The 19982-nt window shown below is 62.9% G+C and carries 9 protein-coding genes; 4 read left to right on the forward strand and 5 right to left on the reverse strand.

Annotated elements, in window-relative coordinates; all coding sequences use genetic code 11:
* Nucleotides 1-2: 2 nt before the first annotated feature.
* From LOY70_RS17945 to LOY70_RS17960, 4 genes are read left to right on the forward strand one after another with little or no spacing between them, the layout of a single operon-like run.
* Nucleotides 3-3110 carry a non-ribosomal peptide synthetase gene (locus LOY70_RS17945; RefSeq protein ID WP_265028722.1) on the forward strand — a complete coding sequence of 1036 codons (3108 nt, stop codon included), beginning with the start codon at nucleotides 3-5 and terminating at the stop codon, nucleotides 3108-3110.
* Between the two features lie 23 nt (nucleotides 3111-3133).
* Entirely contained in the window at nucleotides 3134-7900 is a 4767-nt protein-coding gene (locus LOY70_RS17950; RefSeq protein ID WP_265028723.1) for a non-ribosomal peptide synthetase, read from the forward strand.
* Between the two features lie 3 nt (nucleotides 7901-7903).
* Complete coding sequence (locus LOY70_RS17955) at nucleotides 7904-8956, forward strand: TauD/TfdA family dioxygenase (RefSeq protein ID WP_265028724.1); 1053 nt, start codon at nucleotides 7904-7906, stop codon at nucleotides 8954-8956.
* A gap of 54 nt (nucleotides 8957-9010) precedes the next feature.
* A complete protein-coding gene (locus LOY70_RS17960; RefSeq protein ID WP_265028725.1) occupies nucleotides 9011-13642 on the forward strand; it encodes a non-ribosomal peptide synthetase in 4632 nt (1543 codons plus the stop codon).
* 49 nt (nucleotides 13643-13691) lie between these two features.
* Here LOY70_RS17960 and LOY70_RS17965 read toward each other — a convergent pair whose 3' ends face one another.
* From LOY70_RS17965 to LOY70_RS17985, 5 genes are all read right to left on the reverse strand, one after another.
* Entirely contained in the window at nucleotides 13692-14003 is a 312-nt protein-coding gene (locus LOY70_RS17965; RefSeq protein ID WP_265028726.1) for a DUF3325 domain-containing protein, read from the reverse strand.
* Nucleotides 13996-15543, reverse strand: coding sequence for a PepSY-associated TM helix domain-containing protein (locus LOY70_RS17970; protein ID WP_265028727.1), 1548 nt, complete (start codon nucleotides 15541-15543; stop codon nucleotides 13996-13998). The genes LOY70_RS17965 and LOY70_RS17970 overlap by 8 nt, the downstream gene beginning before the upstream one ends.
* A complete protein-coding gene (locus LOY70_RS17975) occupies nucleotides 15543-15854 on the reverse strand; it encodes a hypothetical protein (RefSeq protein WP_265028728.1) in 312 nt (103 codons plus the stop codon). The genes LOY70_RS17970 and LOY70_RS17975 overlap by 1 nt, the downstream gene beginning before the upstream one ends.
* Before the next feature lie 91 nt (nucleotides 15855-15945).
* Nucleotides 15946-18174: a TonB-dependent siderophore receptor gene (locus LOY70_RS17980; RefSeq protein ID WP_265028729.1), complete on the reverse strand. Its 2229-nt coding sequence runs from the start codon at nucleotides 18172-18174 to the stop codon at nucleotides 15946-15948.
* Between the two features lie 99 nt (nucleotides 18175-18273).
* Complete coding sequence (locus LOY70_RS17985) at nucleotides 18274-19938, reverse strand: cyclic peptide export ABC transporter (protein ID WP_265028730.1); 1665 nt, start codon at nucleotides 19936-19938, stop codon at nucleotides 18274-18276.
* Between the last annotated feature and the right edge of the window lie 44 nt (nucleotides 19939-19982).

Consider the following 19982-nt stretch of genomic DNA (forward strand, 5'->3'; position numbering starts at 1 on the left):
CCATGAGCCATAACCTGGAAACGCATCACGACCTGCCCCTCAGTGCGGAGCAGTCCGTCGCCCTGCAAAGCGGCCGCCCGTCCGTGCATTTGGGCGTGACCCTTGAGGGCGCCCTGCACCCCGGGCAACTGCATGAAGCATTGCTGCAGGTGATCGAACGTCATACCAGCCTGCACACGGCGCTACGCCCCTCGAATTTGTATCGAAGCCTGCGCCAGCATGTCGTGGCGCCAACGCTGCAATGGCATGTGCTGGAGGCCGGCGTGACCGACGCCGAGCAACAAAGTGCCGCGCTGTTGCAAGCGCCGTTTGCCATCGAAAGCGGTTGCCTGGTTCGAGGCATCTTGCGTCAACTGGCACCGACCCAGTGGCGCCTCGATCTGCTGGTCGCGGCGTGTGCCGGTGACCGGCTCAGCCTGCAAAACCTGTTCAGTGAATTGACCGAACTCTATGCTCGCCCCGCAACCGTCCTGGAGGAAGCATTCCAATATTCGCAGTACGTGGAATGGCGCAACGACCTCGATGCCGATGACGAAGCCCTCGACGGTCGCGCCTACTGGGCCGCGCTGGCGCTTGCGGACACGCCGCCAATGCAGCTGGGATCGCATCACGAACCGGGGCAGCGTGGCCTGTCGTCGCTCTCCCAACGCCTGCCCGTCGAGTTGCATCAGGTGCTACAGCAACTGGCCGAGCGTTACCAGCAACCGCTGGGGACCGTGCTGCAAGCCGCGTGGTGGTTGCTGTTGGCCCGTGTGGGCGGGCATCGCGTCTACACGGCTGGCTGGCAACAGGATTGCCGTGTCGAGTACGAGGCCCTGGCCAACGGAATCGGCGTGTATGAAAAAATCCTGCCGCTGGTGCTCGCCCCGGACCTGAACGGCACGTTCGAGCAGTGGCTGCAGAGCCTGGCCAGTCAACTCAACGAACATGCTCAACAACAGGAATACTGGAACGTCGCCGACGCGACCCACACCCTTCATCGCAAAGTCGGTTTCAACCTGGCCAGCCAGTGCCAGGACGTCGACATCGCTGGCCTGCGCTGGCACGTTGAGACGCTGCCGGGTGTCGACCCATGCTTCGAGCTGGCGCTGCAAGTCGTGCTGGATGAGCAGGGTCACGGGCTGACAGTCAGCCTCCAGGCACCCGGTGGGCACTATGACGACGAAGCGCTGCAATGCTTGTTGGACCAATATGCCTGCCTGCTGCAAAGCCTGCCCATGGGGCTCGACAGTCGCGCCATGATCGAGCTGCCGTTGAGCAACGCCGAGCATCAGGCCCGCCAATTCCAATTGTGCGGCCCCCGCCGGGACTTCGGTTCACAGGCATTGTCTCAGCGCTTGGATCACTGGGCACACACCACGCCGGATGCGCCGGCCTTGCAGGTCGGCGACCATACCTTGAGCTATCGCCAGCTGTCCGAGCAGGTCGAACAGTTGGCCGGGGCCTTGTGCGCCCGAGGCATTGGTCGTGAATCGAAAGTGGCTTTGCTGCTGCCCCGCTCGGCGGACCTGTTGCTGGGTCTGTTCGCGGTGCTGCGCGCCGGCGCCGCCTACATCCCTCTGGACCCGTCCTGGCCGACCGCTCGCCAGGAAAAAATCCTCGCCGATGCGCAGCCACAGCTGCTCATCGGTTCAGCCCAGGGCGTGAGCATTGCCGAGCTGCAAAACTCGGCGGTGGGCGCACTGCCTTCTATCGACAGTATCGCGCTCAACGACGCGGCCTACCTGCTCTATACCTCTGGCACCAGCGGTGAACCCAAGGGCGTCATCATTGAACACAGTCATCTGCTCAACTACGTCGCCGCGGTCAGCGAAGCGCTGGACCTGGCCCACTGCAAACGCTTCGCGCTGATTTCCTCGGTGGCCGCAGACCTGGGCAATACCACGCTGTACGGCGCGCTGTGGAATGGCGCGTGCATGGTGCTGGCCAGTGACGAAGCCAGCCGCGATGCCAGCGCATTCGCACGGTTTGTTCGCGATCAACGGATCGACTGCCTGAAGATCGTCCCGTCGCACCTGGCGGCATTGCTCGAAGACCAAGCCAGTGCCTTGCCGGATGTGGTGATACTGGGCGGCGAACCCTGCCCGGGGGCATTGCGCCAACGCATCCAGCAAGTAGCCCCCCATAGCCGGGTACACAATCACTACGGCCCGACCGAAACCACCGTGGGCGTGCTGTTCAGCCACGGCCAGGCGTTCGACAGCGCCGCGCCGCTGGCCCTGGAACAGGCATTGGCCAACACCTGCGCCTATGTCCTGGAGCAAACCCCGTCCGGTCTGCAACCGGCACCGCTGGGCGCCTTGGGCGAGGTGTACCTGGGGGGCTCGCAAGTCAGCCGGGGTTATCTGAACCGAGCGTCGGACGCGTTTATCGACGACCCCTTCAAGCCAGGCCAACGCCTGTATCGCACCGGGGATCTGGCACGGTTGTCAGCCCACGGGCGCTTGCACCTGGCCGGCCGCAGCGACCAGCAGATCAAGATTCGCGGCTTTCGCGTCGAGCCCGGAGAGTTGGAGGCGGCGCTCTTGAAGCTGGCCGGCGTCAACCAGGCGGTGGTGCATTTCACCGCTGGCCAGCTGCTCGCCTACGCCGTCAGCCACCGCGAAAGCGCTGACTTGCTCGCCGAGTTGCGTACCTCGCTACCCGACTACCTGATCCCTTCGCAACTGCTGCGCGTGCCGGCACTGCCGCGCCTGGCCAACGGCAAGATCGACTACGCCGCGCTGCCCAGCCCCGACAGCCTGGCGGAGCAGCGGGTGGAGCTGGCGCCACGGGATGCGCTCGAAGCCCTGCTGGCAGACCTTTACCGGGAACTGCTGGAACGCGACAACCTGAGCATCACCGACAGCCTGTTCGATCTGGGCGGCCATTCGCTGATGGTCATCAAACTCTGCACGCGCCTGCGCAGCCTGTTGCAGCTGGAAGTACCGCCGGGGCTGGTGTTCGACAACCCGAGCGTCGCGACGCTGGCCCAAGCGTTGCGCGACCAGGAAAACCAGCCGGGACGACTGGTGAAAATTGCCGAGCTGCGCCGCACGCTGGCCGCGATGTCGCCCGAGGAGCGCGCGTCCTTGCAGGCCCGCGCCAAAGCCTCCAGCCCTTCTGTCTGACGCCCCCAGGACGCAATCACGCTATGGAAATCAATCCGAACCAACTGGCCGAGCGTATCGCCAGGCTCACGCCGCAAAAACGCGAAGCCTTCGCCGCGGCATTGGCAGCGCAAGGCATCGCGCTCAGCCGCTTGCCGATCGTACCGTCGCCGGACGACGGACCCCGTCCGCTGTCCTGGGCCCAGCAGCGCCTGTGGTTTCTCCACCGCCTCGATCCCGACAGCAGCGCCTACAACATGCCCGCCGCACTACGCTTGCGTGGCTTGCTCAACCTCGATGCCTTGCAACACAGCTTCGATCAACTGGTGATGCGGCATTCAATTCTGCGCAGCACCTTCCACGAAGCCGAGGGCAAGGCACATCAGCTCATCCACGAGCAACTGCCCTTGACGCTGGCGCGGATCGATCTTTGCGCTGAGCAGGCCAGCGTGCGCCCGTCACGCCTGCAACAGCTGATCGACAGCGAAACCAATCGTCCTTTCGACTTGCAACAGGCGCCCCTGCGTTGCCTGCTGGTCAAGCTCAGCGACGATGAGCACGTGCTGATCCTGACCGCCCAACACATCGTCGCGGACGGTTGGTCCCTGGGGATCCTGGTCAAGGAACTGACTGCGTTCTACAGCGCCGCGCTGCAAGGCGTCGAGGCGCAAGTGCCCGCCTTGCCGGTCCAATATGGCGACTATGCGGTGTGGCAACAGACGTGCATGAGCGACAGCGCCCTGGCACCGGAACTGACCTATTGGCGGGAACACCTGGCGGGGGAGCAACCGGTGCTGGAACTGCCGGTCGATCACCCTCGCCAGAAGCACTCAAGCGGTCGAGGTGCCCGCCATTACCTCACCATCGACCCGGCGTTGACCGACAGCTTGCGAGCGCTTGCCAAGGCGCGCGGGACGACGTTGTTCACAGTGCTCTTGAGCGCCTTCAACGTGCTGTTGTATCGCCTCAGCGGCCAGACCGACTTGCGTGTCGGCGTGCCCGTGGCCAACCGTACGCGCATGGAAACCGAAGGTCTGATCGGCTGCTTCATCAACACGTTGGTGATGCGCTGCGAGCTCAACGGCCGGCGCACCTTCAATGAGGTGCTGGAAGACGTCAACAACGCGCGGCGCAATGCCCTGGAACATCAACAACTGCCGTTCGAGCGACTGGTCCAGGCCCTCGAGCCCGAACGCCATCTGTCCCACTCGCCCTTGTTCCAGGTGATGTTCAACCTGCTCGATGATCACGCGCCACGTCGCCTGCAGTTGCCCGGGCTGGAAATCGAAGAGATCGAGCGCGAGCAGATGACCGCGCCATTGGACTTGGTGCTCAACGTGTCGGAGCGCAGCGACCGGCTCGAGGTATGCTTCACCTACAACGCCGATCTGTTCGAACAAGACAGCATCGTCAACCATGGCCAGGCCTACGCCTGTCTGTTGCAGGGCCTGACAGGGGCTCCCGATAGTCTCATCGCTCATCTGCCGATACGTGATGCCGAAGCCGAGCAGCATCTGTTGGCGCAGTGCCAGGCTTCATTGGCCCTTTCGCCGCTGCCCGAGCTGGTGCACCTGCGACTGGCGGCGCAAGCGGCGCAGACCCCGGACAGCCTGGCGCTGATCCACGATGAGCGGGCCTGGAGCTACGCCGAACTGCAACGCCGAGTCGACCGTATCGCCCAGCATCTGCTGGCGCTCGACCTGCCGGCGGAAGCGCGCATCGGGCTGTGTCTGCCCCGGGGCCTGGACATTGTCGCGGCCGTGTTCGGCGTGTTGAAAGCGGGGCTTGCCTTCGTGCCGCTGGATCCCCAATTTCCAGCGGAACGCCTGGCGCACATGATCGACGATGCCAACATCCGTCTGGTACTGGTCGATGCATCCACAGCACCGGTCGTCGAGCCGTATCAACGGCCGATCCTCGACGTCTGTGCACTCGCGCCAATGCCCGGGGTCCAACCCGCCGTGGCGGAGCGGACCGTGCACCGAGAACAACTGGCGTATGTCATCTACACCTCCGGCTCCACGGGCAAACCCAAAGGCGTGGCGGTCACTCACCGCTCGCTGGCCGGATACACCGAAGTCGCGCGCGCCTATTACGGCGTCAGTGCCGAGGACCGGGTGTTGCAGTTCTCCACGTTCAACTTCGATGGCTTCGTCGATCAGCTGTTTCCTCCGCTGGTGTGCGGCGCCAGCCTGGTCGTACGCGGCCCCGAGCTTTGGGACACTCGCGAATTTCTGGCCCGGTTGTATCGCCATGGCATTACCGTCGCGGCCTGCCTGACCACTGCCTATTGGTACCAGCTCGCCCAGGATTTCGCCCTGGTCCCGGCCGACGCCTACGGTGCCTTGCGCCTGGTCAGTGTCGGTGGCGAAGCCATGCCGCCCGAAGGGCTCAACGCCTGGCGCAAGGCTGGACTGAGTCATGTCCGGCTGTTGAACATCTACGGTCCCACGGAAATCACCGTGGTATCGAGTATCCAGGATTGCACCCTGCTGCTGGACGATGAACAGTTGCCGCTGCAAATGCCCATCGGCGAACCCTTGCGCGGCCGCGCCTATTACCTGCTCGACCGCGACGACAACCTCGCGCCTGTCGGTGTGCCCGGGGAGCTGTGCATTGGCGGCTCGTTGTTGTCTCGCGGCTACCACGACGTTCCAGGCCTGACCGCCGAACGCTTCTGCCCCGACCCGTTCGGCCCGCCAGGCAGCCGTCTGTACCGCACCGGTGATCGGGTCCGGCGCCTGCCCAACGGCACCTACGAATACCTCGGGCGCATCGACCAGCAGGTCAAGCTGCGAGGCTTCCGGATCGAATTGGGCGAGATCGAATCACGCTTGCAGAGCCATCCGGAGGTTCGCCAGGCCGTGGTGATCGTGCGTGAGGACCGGCCCGGCGACCGGCGCCTGGTGGCCTATGTGGTTTACCAGGCGCAACCTTTGGCGATCACCGCCCTGCGCGAACACATCGCCAAGCATTTGCCTGACTACATGGTGCCGTCGGCCTTCGTCACCCTGGAGCAGATACCGCTGACACCCGGCGGAAAACTCAACAGGGCAGCCCTGCCGGCCCCCGACTATTCGCTGCAGGCGACTCAAGTGCGTGGGCCGCAAACCCCGCAAGAGCAGCAGTTGCTGGCGCTCTGGCAAGACGTGCTCGGAGTGGAGTCCATTGACCTGCACGACAACTTTTTCGCCCTGGGCGGGCACTCGTTGCTGGCGGCGCAACTGGTCACCCGCATTCGCCTGGCGCTGAACATCGAACTGCCCCTGCGGGCACTGTTCGAAGCGCCGACCATCGCGCAACTGGCATCTGTGCTGTCCAAGGCAGCGGCCAGCAACGAACGCCCCATAGAGCCCGCGCCTGTGCCGTCCCATGGCCGCAGGCTGCTGTCCCACGCCCAGCAAGGGATGTGGCTGGTACAGGCGATGCAACCGGAAAGCGCGGCGTACCACATTCCCAGCGCAGCGCGCTTGCGCGGCCACCTGGACATCGACGCGTTGCACCAGGCGTTCCAGGGGTTGGTGCAGCGCCATGAAGCCTTGCGTAGCAGCTTCCACGAACAGGACGCGGAACTCTTCGTTCAGGTGCAGCCGCAGGTCGATCTGCCGATGCCCCTGCACGACCTCAGCGCCCTGCCCGCCGAGGCCTGCGAAGACGCGGCCCGGCGGCTGTTGATTGATCTGGCGATACGCCCTATCGATCTACGCCAGGCGCCATTGCTGCGCTTGCACCTGATCAAACTGCGGGACGATGAACACCTGTTGTTGCTGGTGCTGCACCACATCGTTTCCGATGGCTGGTCGATGGGCCTGTTGGTCAGCGAGTTGACTCACCTTTATCGCGCCGCCCTGAGCGGTGAACACCCGACGCTGGCGCCATTGCCCATCCAGTATTCCGACTACGCGGCCTGGCAGCAGCGATACCTGGACGAGCCGATGCTCGAGCGTCAGCTGGGCTATTGGAAGCAGGCGCTTGGCGAACCCCAGCCGCCGCTGGACCTGCTCAGCGACAGACCGCGCCCGGCGGCCATGAGCGGGCAAGGTGCACGCTGGTCGTTCCAGATTGGCGAACACACCACAGGTGCCCTTAAACGGTTGTGCCTGAGCAACGGGGCCACCTTGTTCATGGGATTGCTGGGCGCTTTGCAGGTGTGCCTGTATGCCCAAAGCGGTCGCCAGCATCCGGTGATCGGCACCGACGTGGCCAACCGCAATCGCGCGGAAACCGAAGGGCTTATCGGTTTTTTCATCAATCAATTGGCCCTTCGCGGCGACCTGACCGGCAACCCGACGTTCAACCAGTTGATCCAGCGTCTGCGCCCGCAGGTACTGGAGGCTTTCAAACATCAGGAGCTGCCGTTCAACAAATTGGTTGAAGCACTCAACCCGCCGCGCAGCCTCGCCTATAACCCGCTGTTCCAGGTCAAGCTGGTGTTGCAGAACCAACCGGCCAGCGAGCTGCAGATGCCGGGGCTGGACGTACTGCCCGAGCGCATCGAGCACGGCCAGTCACAGCTGGATCTGCACCTCACCGTGGAGGAGGACCGGGGCACCCTGGCCTGCACCCTCAAGTACAGCACCGATCTGTTCGACGCGACAACGGCCGAGGCGTTCGCCAACGCCTTCAGCACGCTGCTGGAACAGGTTGCCACTCACCCCGAGCGACTCATCGACGAGCTCGCCCAGGACCTGAAACGGCAAACCCATGAACAACGCATGAAGCACCTGAACGCACGCAACGAGCAGAGCCTGGCGCGGTTGGGCAGCACACGTCGGCGTACTCGATTCACTACTGACTCTATGGAGGGATAAGACATGAATGGTCCCGCGACACCTACCCTGGGCGGCATGCGCCGCAAGCCGATTCGCCTGGATGAAGAAAACCTGGTGACTTTCAAGCCGCTCAACGACGGCCAGAACTACACGCTGCTGTGCGAACCCGCCAGCCCCGGTGTCAGCCTGATCGCCTGGGCGCAGCGGCAACGGGAACTGATCGAACGCAAACTGCTGGAACACGGTGCGTTGCTGTTTCGTAATTTCCAGGTCGACACCGCCACGGCTTTCGACCAATGCATCAGCTCATTGTCAGGGGGAGCGCTGGAATACAAGTTCAGGGCCTCGCCGAGGACGCAGGTCGATCCGCGCCTGAACATTTACACCTCCACCGATTACCCACAGGACCAGCGCATCTTCCCCCACAACGAGCACTCCTACTCGCCGGTGTTCCCGCTGAAGATTTTCCTGTGGTGCGACGTCGCCCCGCAATCGCGGGGTGAAACGCCGATCGGCGATACCCGCGCCATCACCCGCGGCATCGACCCGCAGGTCCGTGAACGCTTCGCCCGCCTGGGCATCATGTACGTGCGCAACTACGGAGACGGCTTCGGCCTACCTTGGCAAACCGTGTTCCAGACCGAGGACCGGGCGCAGGTCGACGCCTACTGCGCCAGTGTCGGCATACAGACGGAGTGGAAAGAGAACAATCGCCTGCGCACCCGCCAGGTCGGCCCAGCGCTGGTCCGGCACCCGCGCACCGACGAGATCCTCTGGTTCAACCACGCGACGTTCTTCCACGTCAGCACCTTGCCGGCCAGCGTGGGCGATGCCCTGCAGGCCGATTTCGCCGACGACGACCTGCCGCAGAACACCTTTTATGGCGACGGCAGCCCGATCGAGCCCGAGGTGCTTGAGCACCTGCGCGCCGTGTACCTGCAAAACATGATCGAGTTCAGTTGGCAGCACGGCGACGTGTTGCTGCTCGACAACATGCTATCGGTGCACGCGCGCAACGAATACAGCGGTCCCAGGCGCATTCTGGTGTCCATGGCAGAAGCACTGAACAGTACGGACGTTGCGCTCAAGCCCTGAGCCGCTTGACCGTCCAACGTCCCTGACTTGCCCCTATTTTCAAGGCCTCATTTTATGTCCAGTAACGCCTTAGAGGGTTTTCGCCCCGCCCTGCAACAAAACCTGTATTGGTCGCGCGCCGCTGATCGCAGCGCCCCGCTGTTCCTGACCCTGGCCTTGCCTGACGGTATCGACAGCGCACGCTTGCGTTCGGCCCTGGAGCAGGTGCTGGAGCGTCACGAAATCCTGCGCACTCGCCTGCTAGCCGCTCCCGGCATGGACCTGCCGGTGCAGGTGATCGCCGAACACATCGACATTGACTGGCGAGACATCACCACGGCCCCGGCCTCTGTCGACGACTTGAAATCGGCACTGCGCGCGGTCCTGAGCCAGGATACGCCACCCGCCCTGGCCGTCGCCCGGCTCCCCGCCACCTTGCTGGTCGCATTGCCTGCCGCCAACGTCGACGCTACCACTGTGGAGCGCCTGCTGTCGGAGTGGCAAGCGCTTTACCAGGGCGATGAGCTACCGGACGACACCGTCCAGTTCGCTGACTTCGCCGAATGGCAGTTCGAGTACACCAGCGGCAGCGACAGCGACGCCGGTCGTGCCTTCTGGCAACGCCAACAAGCGCCGGACCTGATGGCGGTGCTGCATCCATTCCAGCGCGCATCGGCCGGTAATGAGCGGCACATGGCCCAGGTCCAACAGAGCCTGGACGCTGAATTCCAAGACCGGCTCAACAGCGCCCTCGCCGGCCTCGATACCCCGGCGCAGCATCTGTTCGGCGCGTGCTGGGCGGTGCTGCTCAGACGCCATCTGGGCCAGCCCCAGGTGGTGCTCGGCTGGGAACATCCTGGCCGTAACAGTGCCACGACGACCGCCATGGGTCCCTATGCCAAGTATTTACCGCTACTGCTGACATTCGATGACAGCCAGTCCCTGGCCGGCCTGCTCGCAGAGCTCTCCTCCTTGTTGACCGAGGCCGATACCTGGCAAGAAGCGTGGCCCGCTCAATCGGCGCCAACGCCGTTCGGCTTTCGCTTGCGCAAACCGGCGCCGTCGGCCTGGGCCGTGCAGGCACTGGAAGGCGAAGAATGTGCGCATGCATTACTGCTGGAGGTCATTGAACGGGCGCAAGGCTTTGAATTTCGCCTGCACTTCGACGCCTCGACACTGGACGTCGACGCCGCACGTCTGCTGCTCGACCAGTACCTGACCCTGTGCGTGCAAGCCAGCGATGCCAGCTCGCGCCCCTTGAGCGATGCCAACGGTATCAGTCGTGTTCACCAGGACTGGCTGGCGGCCTTGAACCAGACCGCCACGCACCTGACGACGCCGGCGTTGTTGCACCAGCTGTTCGAACAACAGGTCGACCTGCAACCGGACGCCATCGCCGTGACCCACGGTGATACTCACCTGAGTTACCGGATGCTGGAACGCCAGGCCAACCAAGTGGCGCACCGACTGCGCCAGGCGGGGCTGACGGTCGGGCAGCCGGTGGGGTTGTTCATCGAGCGTTGCAGCGAAGCCCTCGTCGGCATCCTGGGTATTCTCAAAGCGGGCGGCGCCTACTTGCCGCTGGACCCAACGTACCCGGCCGAACGCCTGAGCGACATGCTTGAGCAGACCGCGGCCCCACTGCTGCTGAGCCTGACGCGTCTGCAAGCGCGCTTGCCCGAGGGCAACTACGAAACGCTATGGCTCGACCAGCCAGGTAGCGACAGCACCTTCGACCTGCGTCCCGAGCCCATCAGCGATGCCGACACCCTGGCTTATCTGATTTTCACCTCGGGCTCCACCGGACGCCCCAAAGGGGTCATGGTGACCCATCGCAATGCCGTGCATTCGACCTCGGCGCGCCAGTTGGCCTATGAAGAGCCGTTGACGTCATTCCTGCTCGTGTCAGGCCTGGCGTTCGACAGTTCGGTCGCCGGTCTCTTCTGGACCCTGGGCCGTGGCGGTCGACTGTGCCTGCCCCAGGACGACCAGGTTCAGGATGCGCTGGCGCTGGGCCGCTTGATCGCGGCCCAACGCATCAGTCATACCCTGATGTTGCCGTCGCTCTACGCCCAGGTACTGGAGCAGGCCGCCGACCAACTGGGCAGCCTGCGCTGCGCCATCGTCGCCGGCGAAGCCTGCCCTGCTGCCCTCTCTCGACACCATCGCGAACAATGCGCGCAAGCCCGGTTGTACAACGAGTACGGACCGACCGAGGGCACCGTCTGGTGCAGCTACTACCGCGCCCGAGGCGACGAACACGGTGTGTTGCCGATCGGCAAGGCCATCGCGAATATGCAGGTGTTCGTCCTCGACGAACAGCGGCGTCCGGTGGCCGCTGGCGTGGCGGGTGAAATCTACCTCAGCGGCGCTGGCATCACCCAGGGTTACCTCGGACGACCGGACCTGACCGCCGAGCGTTTCTTGAACAATCCGCTCGATCCCCAAGGCAGCCAGTGGTACCGCAGCGGCGATATCGGCAGGGTCAACCCCCAGGGTGACATCGAGTTCCTCGGACGTCTCGACGACCAAGTGAAGATTCGCGGTTTCCGGATCGAACTGGGGGAAATCGAAGCCCGCCTGCTGAGTCATCCAGGCATACGGGAGGCCGTCGTGATCGCCCGCCCGAACGACGTCGGCGATACCGAACTCATCGCCTATCTGGTGGCGCGCGAAGCCTGCCCCGGCGCCACCGCGTTGCGTGAATACCTGGGCACGCAATTGCCTGACTACATGTTGCCAAACGCCTATGTGATGCTGTCGGCATTCCCCTTGACCCCGAACGGTAAGCTGGATCGCAAGGCGTTACCGGCCCCCGCCCGTGATCGCCAGGTCAGCTACCGGGCACCCCGCAACGAACGCGAGCAATTGCTGGCAGCGCTGTGGACCCAGGTGCTGGGGGTGGAGCGTGTCGGCCTCGATGACAACTTCTTCGAACTGGGCGGCCACTCGTTGACCGCGACCCGACTGGTGTCACGGCTGCGCAGCAGCCTTGGGCTGGAAGTGCCGGTACGTGCGCTGTTCCAGCACCCGACGCTGGGCGAATTCATTGACCAGGCGCTGCCAAAGGCCGATGCCTCGACGTTACCGCCCATCACCGCCCAACACCGCCAGCCTTCAACGGCAATGTCCTACGCCCAGGAACGGCTCTGGCTGTTCGATCGCCTGCACCCGGGAAATACCACGTACAACGTGCCTGAATCGGTGCGCCTGCACGGCGACCTGGACAGGCTGGCGCTGGAGCGCAGTTTTGCGCTGTTGCTGCAACGCCATGAAGCCCTGCGCACCACCTTTACGCTGGAAAACAATCAACCGGTGCAGCGCATCAGCGCCGCGCAGGGCTTCACGCTGCCATTGATCGACCTCAGCCATCTGGACGAAGGTGATCGGCATGAGCACCTGCACACCGAACTCAGGGCCCAGGCCGCCCATCCGTTCGATCTGGCTCGGGGACCTTTGATCCGCGCTGGCCTGGTGCGGCTTTCGCCACAAGAGCATGTGCTTTGGCTGACCTTGCACCACATCGTCTTCGATGGCTGGTCGATGCGTGTGTTCACCCGTGAGTTGACCCAGCTCTACACGGCGTTGAGCAAAGGGGAACCCTCGCCTCTCGTTGGGCAAACCCTGCAGTACGCGGATTTCGCCCAATGGCAACGCCGTGAACTGAATCACGACGCGCTCAAGCCGCAACTGGATTTCTGGCTGCAACACCTGGGCACCGACCGAACGCTGCTGCAACTGCCTTGTATGTTGCCGCGGCCGGCCCTGCCCAGCCATCGGGGCGCTGAGCACACCTTCGAACTGGGCCTGGAGACCACGCAAGCGCTGCACGCCTACAGCCGGGAACAAGGCGCGACTCTGTTCATGACGCTGCTGGCCGTGTTCAACGTGCTGCTGGCCGGCCATAGCGCGCAGCAGGCCATACGTATCGGCATCCCGATTGCCAATCGCCATCGCCAGGAGCTGGAGGGCTTGGTCGGTTTCTTCGTCAATACCCTGGCCTTGCGCACAGACCTGGCCGGCAACCCGGGATTCGACACGGTACTCAAACAGGTCCGGGACAACCTGTTGACGGCCCACGCCAACCAGGACCTGCCGTTCGAGCAACTGCTGCAAGCATTGCCCAGCGCGCAGCAGCACAGTGTGCCGTTGGTCCAGGTCATGTTCGACCTGCACCGCGAGCGCATCCTGACCTCGTCCGAGTTTGGCGATTTGAGGATCGAGCCGATCAAGGAGGACAATGGCAAGCGCAGTACCCTGTTTGACCTGATGCTCGACATCAGCGAGCGCGAGCAGGGGCTGATCGCGACCTTCACTTACAGCACCGATCTGTTCGAACATGACAGCATCGTCGCGTTGAGCGAAGACTTCCGCGCCTTGCTCGATACCGTCCTGGGCCAGGCGGCGCCGTCCTTCGAAACGCTGGTGCAGCAGCTCAAGCCGATGAAACGGCCACCAGTCGAGCCTGCGGCGGACGCACGAACGCAGGTGTTCAATGCCTTGCAGGCGGAGCTTGAACTCAGCGTTCTCGACAAGCAGGCGAACTTCTTCGAAGTCGGCGGCAGTTCGCTCAAGGCGGTGCTGCTGTGCGCCCGGCTCCAGGAACTGTGGGGTACGAAAATCCCCGCGCACCTGGTCTTCCTGAATCCGACGCTGGACGACTTGGCGAATGTCCTGAGCCGTTACGCCAAGACAGTGACCGGCTGAATGACAGGCCCCGGGGTGTCCCCCGGGGCCTGTCAGCGTGGCGAGGGGCTCAAGCCTTGAACAAGCGCCCCAACCCGCGTAGCCATGACCCTCGCCAGCACAATAGCAGCGTCACGACCATGCCGCAGGGCACCAGCGCCAGCAACCAGAAGACCATGCCCATGGCGACACCCAGGGCGGCCTGGCTCAACACCAACCCCAAGGTCAACGCCAGTAGCCCGGTCCAGCGCAACGCTCGGGGTCCGGGAAACGGTTCGCCCGCCATGACCTTGCGCCAATGGACGATCTGACTCAGCGCCAGCGTGCTGAGCCCTACCCCCTGAAGCATCAGCACCAACAGGCTCGACATCCCATCAGCCATTCTTCACCTCACCGAGCGCGACCACTGCGCCAGCGCGATTGCGCAAACGCCAGCCGACACTGGCTGCCAGCAGCGCAACGGCCAGCAGCGCCAGGTCCACCCCGGCGACTGCCGTGAAGCCTTGCCTGATGGCGTGCCAGGGATGATCGCCGGTGCTCCAGGCATTCGAGATCACCGCCAGCACGGCCAACGCGCTGATCGCCAGACATTGCGTCGCCCATGGCGCGCGCCGTTGCGGTGAGCGCCAGATAACCTGCGCGGCATGGGCGGTCGCCAGCAGCCAGGCCGCGTAAAACACCCGGATTTCCCAATCGGCCCTACCGTCCAACTCGACCGGCAGCCAGCGATTGGCGACGAGCATGGCCAAGGTGGCCAGTGGCATACCCGTGATCAATGCGCTGGTAAACAGCGTCATCGGGGCAACGCTCAACGGCCCATTCGCGTTTTGCAGGCGGCGCTTCTCCAGCCAATACAACAGACCGCTGCCCAGCATCACGCAACCACTCAAACCGGCAAGAAAATACAAGGCGCGCAACCACGCCTGTTGGAAGTGCGTGACGTGCAGACCCGCCAGGAACTTGAACGTCCCGGCGGCGACAGGCAACTTGGATTCGTACAGCAGGCTGGCGTTGGCACCGTCGAAATACAGCGTCTGCTCATCCTCGCTCAGACGGTCACCGGCGGAGCGACTGATCTCAACGTAAGCATTGGCATCCCCCGGATGCCAAACCCTGACGAACGTTGGCTCGCCGTTACCCCAGCGCAACCGGGCTTGCGCCATCATCTGGTCGAGCGATGCCAGAACCCCCGGTTTGCCTGAGGCTTCCCGACGATACGCCGCGTTGGCTTCGGCACCGAACTGGTCGGCCTGCTCTTGATAGACCGCCAGCACGCTGGCGGGCAAGTACAGCGGGAACAGGATCAGCAAGCCGGTCAGCATGATGACGAAATGAAACGGCAGGGCGAAAACCCCCGTGAGGTTATGCAAATCCAGCAGGCGCCTGGGCGACTTGTCGACGCGAAAAACAAACAGATCCTGGAACAGCCGGGCGTGGATGCAAACCCCGACGATCAACGCGATCAAACCCAACATGGCCGCCAGGCCGAGCAAGCGGGCCCCGGCGCTCCAGGTGGTGATATTCAAGGTGTAATGCAGTCGATAGAAAAAATCGCCGCCGCGACTGCCGGCTTCGGGCAAGACCTGATCCCCCGTCGGTGCAAGAAATCGACTGTAGCCATTTCCCTCGAGGGTCCAGGCTTGAAAACGCAACAAGGGTCGCCGGGCGTCGGGCATTTCGACGTACCACTGCATCAGCGGTTTGCCTTCGCTCAGGCTGGCGACGTGTGGCACCACGCGCCGGTCCAGGGATATCGGCTCATCGACAGGCGCCAGACGGGTTTGCGGCAACATCCAGCTGTCCAGTTCACGGTCGTACACCGCCAGGCTGCCCATGAAAAAAGCGATCAGCAGCAGTCCGGAAAACCCGACGCCGACGAACCGGTGCAACCACAGCATGGACTGACGAACACTGTCGAACATCAGGTGCCTCCCGCCAGAGAGTGAACCATCCCCAGCACCAGTATCGACACGCCAGCCAGCAGCACGCCAAGGCGCCTTGCGCGCCGGGCGCAGAACAACCAGAGCACCAACAACGGGTAGATCACAAACCCTGCGATCGTGCTGGCAAGCACCGCTTCACTTCGCTGCACGCCCAGTTGCACCAGGCCCAGTCCCGCCAGGGTCGTCAGTACCCAGACAAGCAGATAGCCAATCAACAACGCCAGCACCAACCACACCGTTCGCTGTCGATCCAGCGACTCTTTATCCCGTTTTACCGTTCGACGCGTCACCCTACCCTCCCTGCACATCGCCGCAGCTGCCCCGATAACGACAAAAGCCCGCCATACCGAAGTATGCCGGGCTCGTTCGTGACTGTCCCGATCAGAACTTGGCGCGCAAGGTCATGGACACAGCACGAGGATCACCAAAGATGTTCCCGTCCTGGAAGGTGTTGATGCGCTGGAAATACTTCTTGTCGGTCAGGTTGGTACCGAGCAGGTCGGCCGACAGATTCGGTGTGATCTGGTAACCGATACCGGCATCGTACAAGGCGTACCCGCCCTGGCGCAGCTTGGTGCCATCCATGCCGATCGAAGGCACGTCCAGCTTGTTGAACGTTTCGCTGACGACACTGACGCCGCCCTGCAGACTCCATTTTTCCAGCTCGCCAGGCAACTTGTAGAGCGTCCAGACGCGCAACATGTTTTTCGGCAGGTAAGTCTGCAACTGCTCGTTAGGGCTGTCATAGCGCTTGTAGGTGTGGGTGAAGTTGGCGCTCAGGAACCAGTCCGGAGTCACCTGCCCACTCAATTCAGCTTCGAAACCCCGTGTCCGGGCCTTGCCGCTGGCGACCGATGCCCGGGAGTTCGGGTCGTTCATATCCGGAACCGCGCGGTTCTCTTCTTCGATCTGGAACGCCGCCAGCGACGCGTTCAAGGCGCCGTCGAGGTATTCGCCCTTGATGCCCACTTCGTACTGCTTACCTTCAAGGGGCTTGATGATGCCGTTGTTGATATCCAGGTTGCTGACAGGCTGCGGCTGGAACACCCCGGCGTAGTTGCCGTACAAGGAGTAGGTGTCGTTGAGCTGGTAGATCAGGCCATAGAACGGCGTGAATTTCTGCGAAACACCATCACTGACTTTTTCCGAAGGTGAACCTGCCGTGGGTTGATGCTGGCTGCGATGCATATCAAGCCAGGTCACCCGTCCGCCGAGTACCAGCGTCAAAGGGTCCGAGAGACTCAGGCGCACGTTGCCATAGACCGCTTTGGAGCGGGTGTTGGCCACGCTGGTCGGCAGTTTGTCCGAGTCTGGGAAAGCCGGATAAGGGAAGTCCGTTTGTGGATCGTCGAGGTCGACGTCGCCAATGAAATCAGAGAAATAGCCGCCGTTCGAGGCAAACTCCGAGCGCGAATAGTTGGCGCCCACCAGCACTTTGTGCTCACGGCCAAGGAAGTTGAAGGGCCCGTCGACGTAGACGTCCGCCTCGTCCTGCTTCTCCCGATAATCGAACATGATCGAGTTCATCGACACCAGGTCGTCCGCCGGATCGATCCCGCCGCCATTGCGGGCATAGGCCTGGGTCAGGTCGTAGTTGTTGTCGGCGTGACGCAAGGCCAGCTTGGTGGTCCAGCCGTCACCCAAATCGTGCTCGACTTCAGTGAAGACCGCAGTGCTCCAGAAGTAGTCGCGGTTCCAGTCGGCGCCGAAGAAATTCTTGCGCGAGACGTCCGGCAGCGACATGGCTGCCTGGCCTGCCGCATTGGTGTAGCGATAAGCTGGCAGCGAGCGCTGGGCGCCTCGGATGTCGGTATTCTGGTTGCTGGCACCGATGGTCCAGACGGTATCGGGCGTAAGGTCAATGTCGACGACGCCATAGATCTGGTTCGATTCGCGCTTACCGCCACCGTCGTAGTAGAAACCTTGATCGTGCTCGCTGAGCACCAGGCGTCCACGCACGTTGCCGCTGTCGGTCAACGGACCGGTGACATCGATCATGCCCCGATAGTTGTCCCAGGAGCCGGCACTGATTTCGGCCGACACCGCCGCCTCGCTCAATGGGCGTTTGCGAACCAGGTTGATACTGCCGCCAGGGCCACCGGCGCCCGTCAGGCTGCCGGACGGTCCCTTGAGGACTTCGACGCGGTCATACATCGTCAAGTCCGGAGACAGGAAGATCCGGTTATCCATGGTGGTCGGCGTGCCGTCCAACTGCAACGAGGTGATCTCGAAACCACGGGAAAAGAAACTCAAGCGGCTGGCGTCGATACGCTGGACAGTGACACCGCCGACCTTGCCCAAGGCATCTTCCAGGGTATACAGGTTCTGCTTCTGGATACGCTCCTGGCCGATCACGTTGATGGTCTGCGGCACTTCGCGAAGACGCAACGGCACCTTGGTCCCCACCGATACGGTCGGCGCTTCGGTCTGCATACCCACGATCGACTGCGCCGGCAGCGTCATGGTGCTCGTTGTCTCGGGCGGCGATTGACTGACTTCGTTTTCTTGCGCCCATGCCGATGCAGTGAGCAACATCCCCCCGCTCACCATCGGCACCAACAGCAGATTCCCCATCTTGGCCGTTGGCCGGCCTTTAGCCCGTTGTTGCATGCCGCTCGCTCCTATGTGTGACCCAGCAGGGCCATCGTTTTTTTTTGATTGTTGTAGTGCAGAACCACTGTTCGCCAAGAAACACTGCAGAAAACCGTTTCAGACAGGAACGCAATGCCCCTGTGCTGAATGCTGTTCGACATCCGCCCCTGAATGATCGAACGGATACAGCTGGCCGCCGTCGCATTTGAGGACTCGATCAGCGATGGAAAAATAACGATCGTCATGACTGATCGCGATGATGGTTTTCCCCTGGGCCTTCAGTTCAGGCAGCAGCTCCTGATAGAAAAAACCACGGAAACCGGGGTCCTGGTCAGCGGCCCACTCATCGAGCAACAGGATCGGCCGCTCCTCCACCAACGCCACCAGCAGCGCCAGCCGCTTGCGCTGTCCTTGGGACAGGCGAGTGGTGGAGAGGCCACCTTGCTTATCGATCGTAACCTTGCGCTCCATGCGCAGGCGCTCAAGCCAAGCCTGGGCCAGGTCCATGTCGAAATCACCGTTCGGACCGACCAGACGCTCGAACAGATAGAAGCTGGAAAACACCGTGGAGAAATGCGCGCGGTACCAGTCCCGCAACTGCGGGGTGATTTCCACGCCCTGGAGGTGCAAGGTCCCGGCGCTGGGCTCATACAGCCCGGTCAGCAACTTCGCCAGGGTCGACTTGCCACTGCCGTTGCCACCGACGATGAACAGGATCTCACCCTTCGCCACACTCAGGTCCACGGGCCCCAGGCGGAAACCATAGTCGTCGGCGGCATGGGGATAGTCGTAGCCCAGCCCCTGCAATTCGAGCATGGGCTGGCGGACATCCGCCTGACCGGTCTGCGCCGTGAACTCAGTACGGTAATCGGCAAAGGCCAGGGTCTCGATCTTGGCCAGCGAGACGTTGCCCGCCACCAGGGTCGGCAGGCTGCCGATCAAGTCATTCAGCGGCATGCGCAAGAACATCAACACCAGGACGAACGCGGCGATAACGCCATTGCCCAGGCCCAACCAGGCACCGGCAGCGAACAAGCCGCCCGCCAGTGCAAGGATCAGGGCCACCGTCCAGTTCAGGCTCAAGGTCCAGTAACGATCGGCGTGCACTTCGTTGCGCCGCGCATACTCCGCGGCTGGCTGCAGATCCAGGGAATAGAAACGCTCCTTGCGCCGGGCATTGAGCGCCAGTTCGAAGCGTCCCTCGATCGCGCCTTGATAGGCAGCGTACAAGCGGTCGTCAGTTTCCCGTACGTGCTTCATCAGCTGGCGCATCTTGTTGAACCAGCCGTGGGCCAGCCAGGTTCCCAAGCCCAAGCCGACGACACATATCAGCAGCAGTTGCCAGGACAACCAAGCCATGTACAGGCAGCCACCCAGCATCAACACGGTGTTGTAAAACACGAACGGCAAGCGGTTGAAGGCCTGGCCGATGCTGACGATGTCCTTGCTCAAGGTCGCATACAGGCTGGCTTCGCCGATTTTTTCCAGTTGCTCGATGGAGGTGTCCAGCAAGCGCTTGACCATCTGCAGGCGCAGTTCATACACCACGCGGTGGCCCAGCGCGGTCAACAAGGCCTGGGAACCGAAACCACAGGCAAACAGCAGCACCAGCAAGCCCACGAACTTCGCCGCCAGCAGCGTGTTCATGGTGACGGCGCCGGCGATCAGGCGATTGATCTCATTGAGCAATCCAATGCCGGCAGCGGCGCTGACCAGGCTGGCCAACAGGCCCAGGCTCAGCAATCCACGGTGACGCTTGAGAAGAGATAAAAAAAGGGTCATGCAAATTCCTCGGAGGCTGCACACGCGTGCGGCGGATCGACTGG

Source organism: Pseudomonas sp. B21-054, assembly GCF_026016345.1.
GTDB lineage: Bacteria > Pseudomonadota > Gammaproteobacteria > Pseudomonadales > Pseudomonadaceae > Aquipseudomonas.

Coding starts and splice junctions, on each gene's coding strand:
- LOY70_RS17945 (WP_265028722.1), top strand. CDS start 3: ATGAGCCATAACCTGGAAACGCATCACGACCTGCCCCTCAGTGCGGAG.
- LOY70_RS17950 (WP_265028723.1), top strand. CDS start 3,134: ATGGAAATCAATCCGAACCAACTGGCCGAGCGTATCGCCAGGCTCACG.
- LOY70_RS17955 (WP_265028724.1), top strand. CDS start 7,904: ATGAATGGTCCCGCGACACCTACCCTGGGCGGCATGCGCCGCAAGCCG.
- LOY70_RS17960 (WP_265028725.1), top strand. CDS start 9,011: ATGTCCAGTAACGCCTTAGAGGGTTTTCGCCCCGCCCTGCAACAAAAC.
- LOY70_RS17965 (WP_265028726.1), bottom strand. CDS start 14,003: ATGGCTGATGGGATGTCGAGCCTGTTGGTGCTGATGCTTCAGGGGGTA.
- LOY70_RS17970 (WP_265028727.1), bottom strand. CDS start 15,543: ATGTTCGACAGTGTTCGTCAGTCCATGCTGTGGTTGCACCGGTTCGTC.
- LOY70_RS17980 (WP_265028729.1), bottom strand. CDS start 18,174: ATGCAACAACGGGCTAAAGGCCGGCCAACGGCCAAGATGGGGAATCTG.
- LOY70_RS17985 (WP_265028730.1), bottom strand. CDS start 19,938: ATGACCCTTTTTTTATCTCTTCTCAAGCGTCACCGTGGATTGCTGAGC.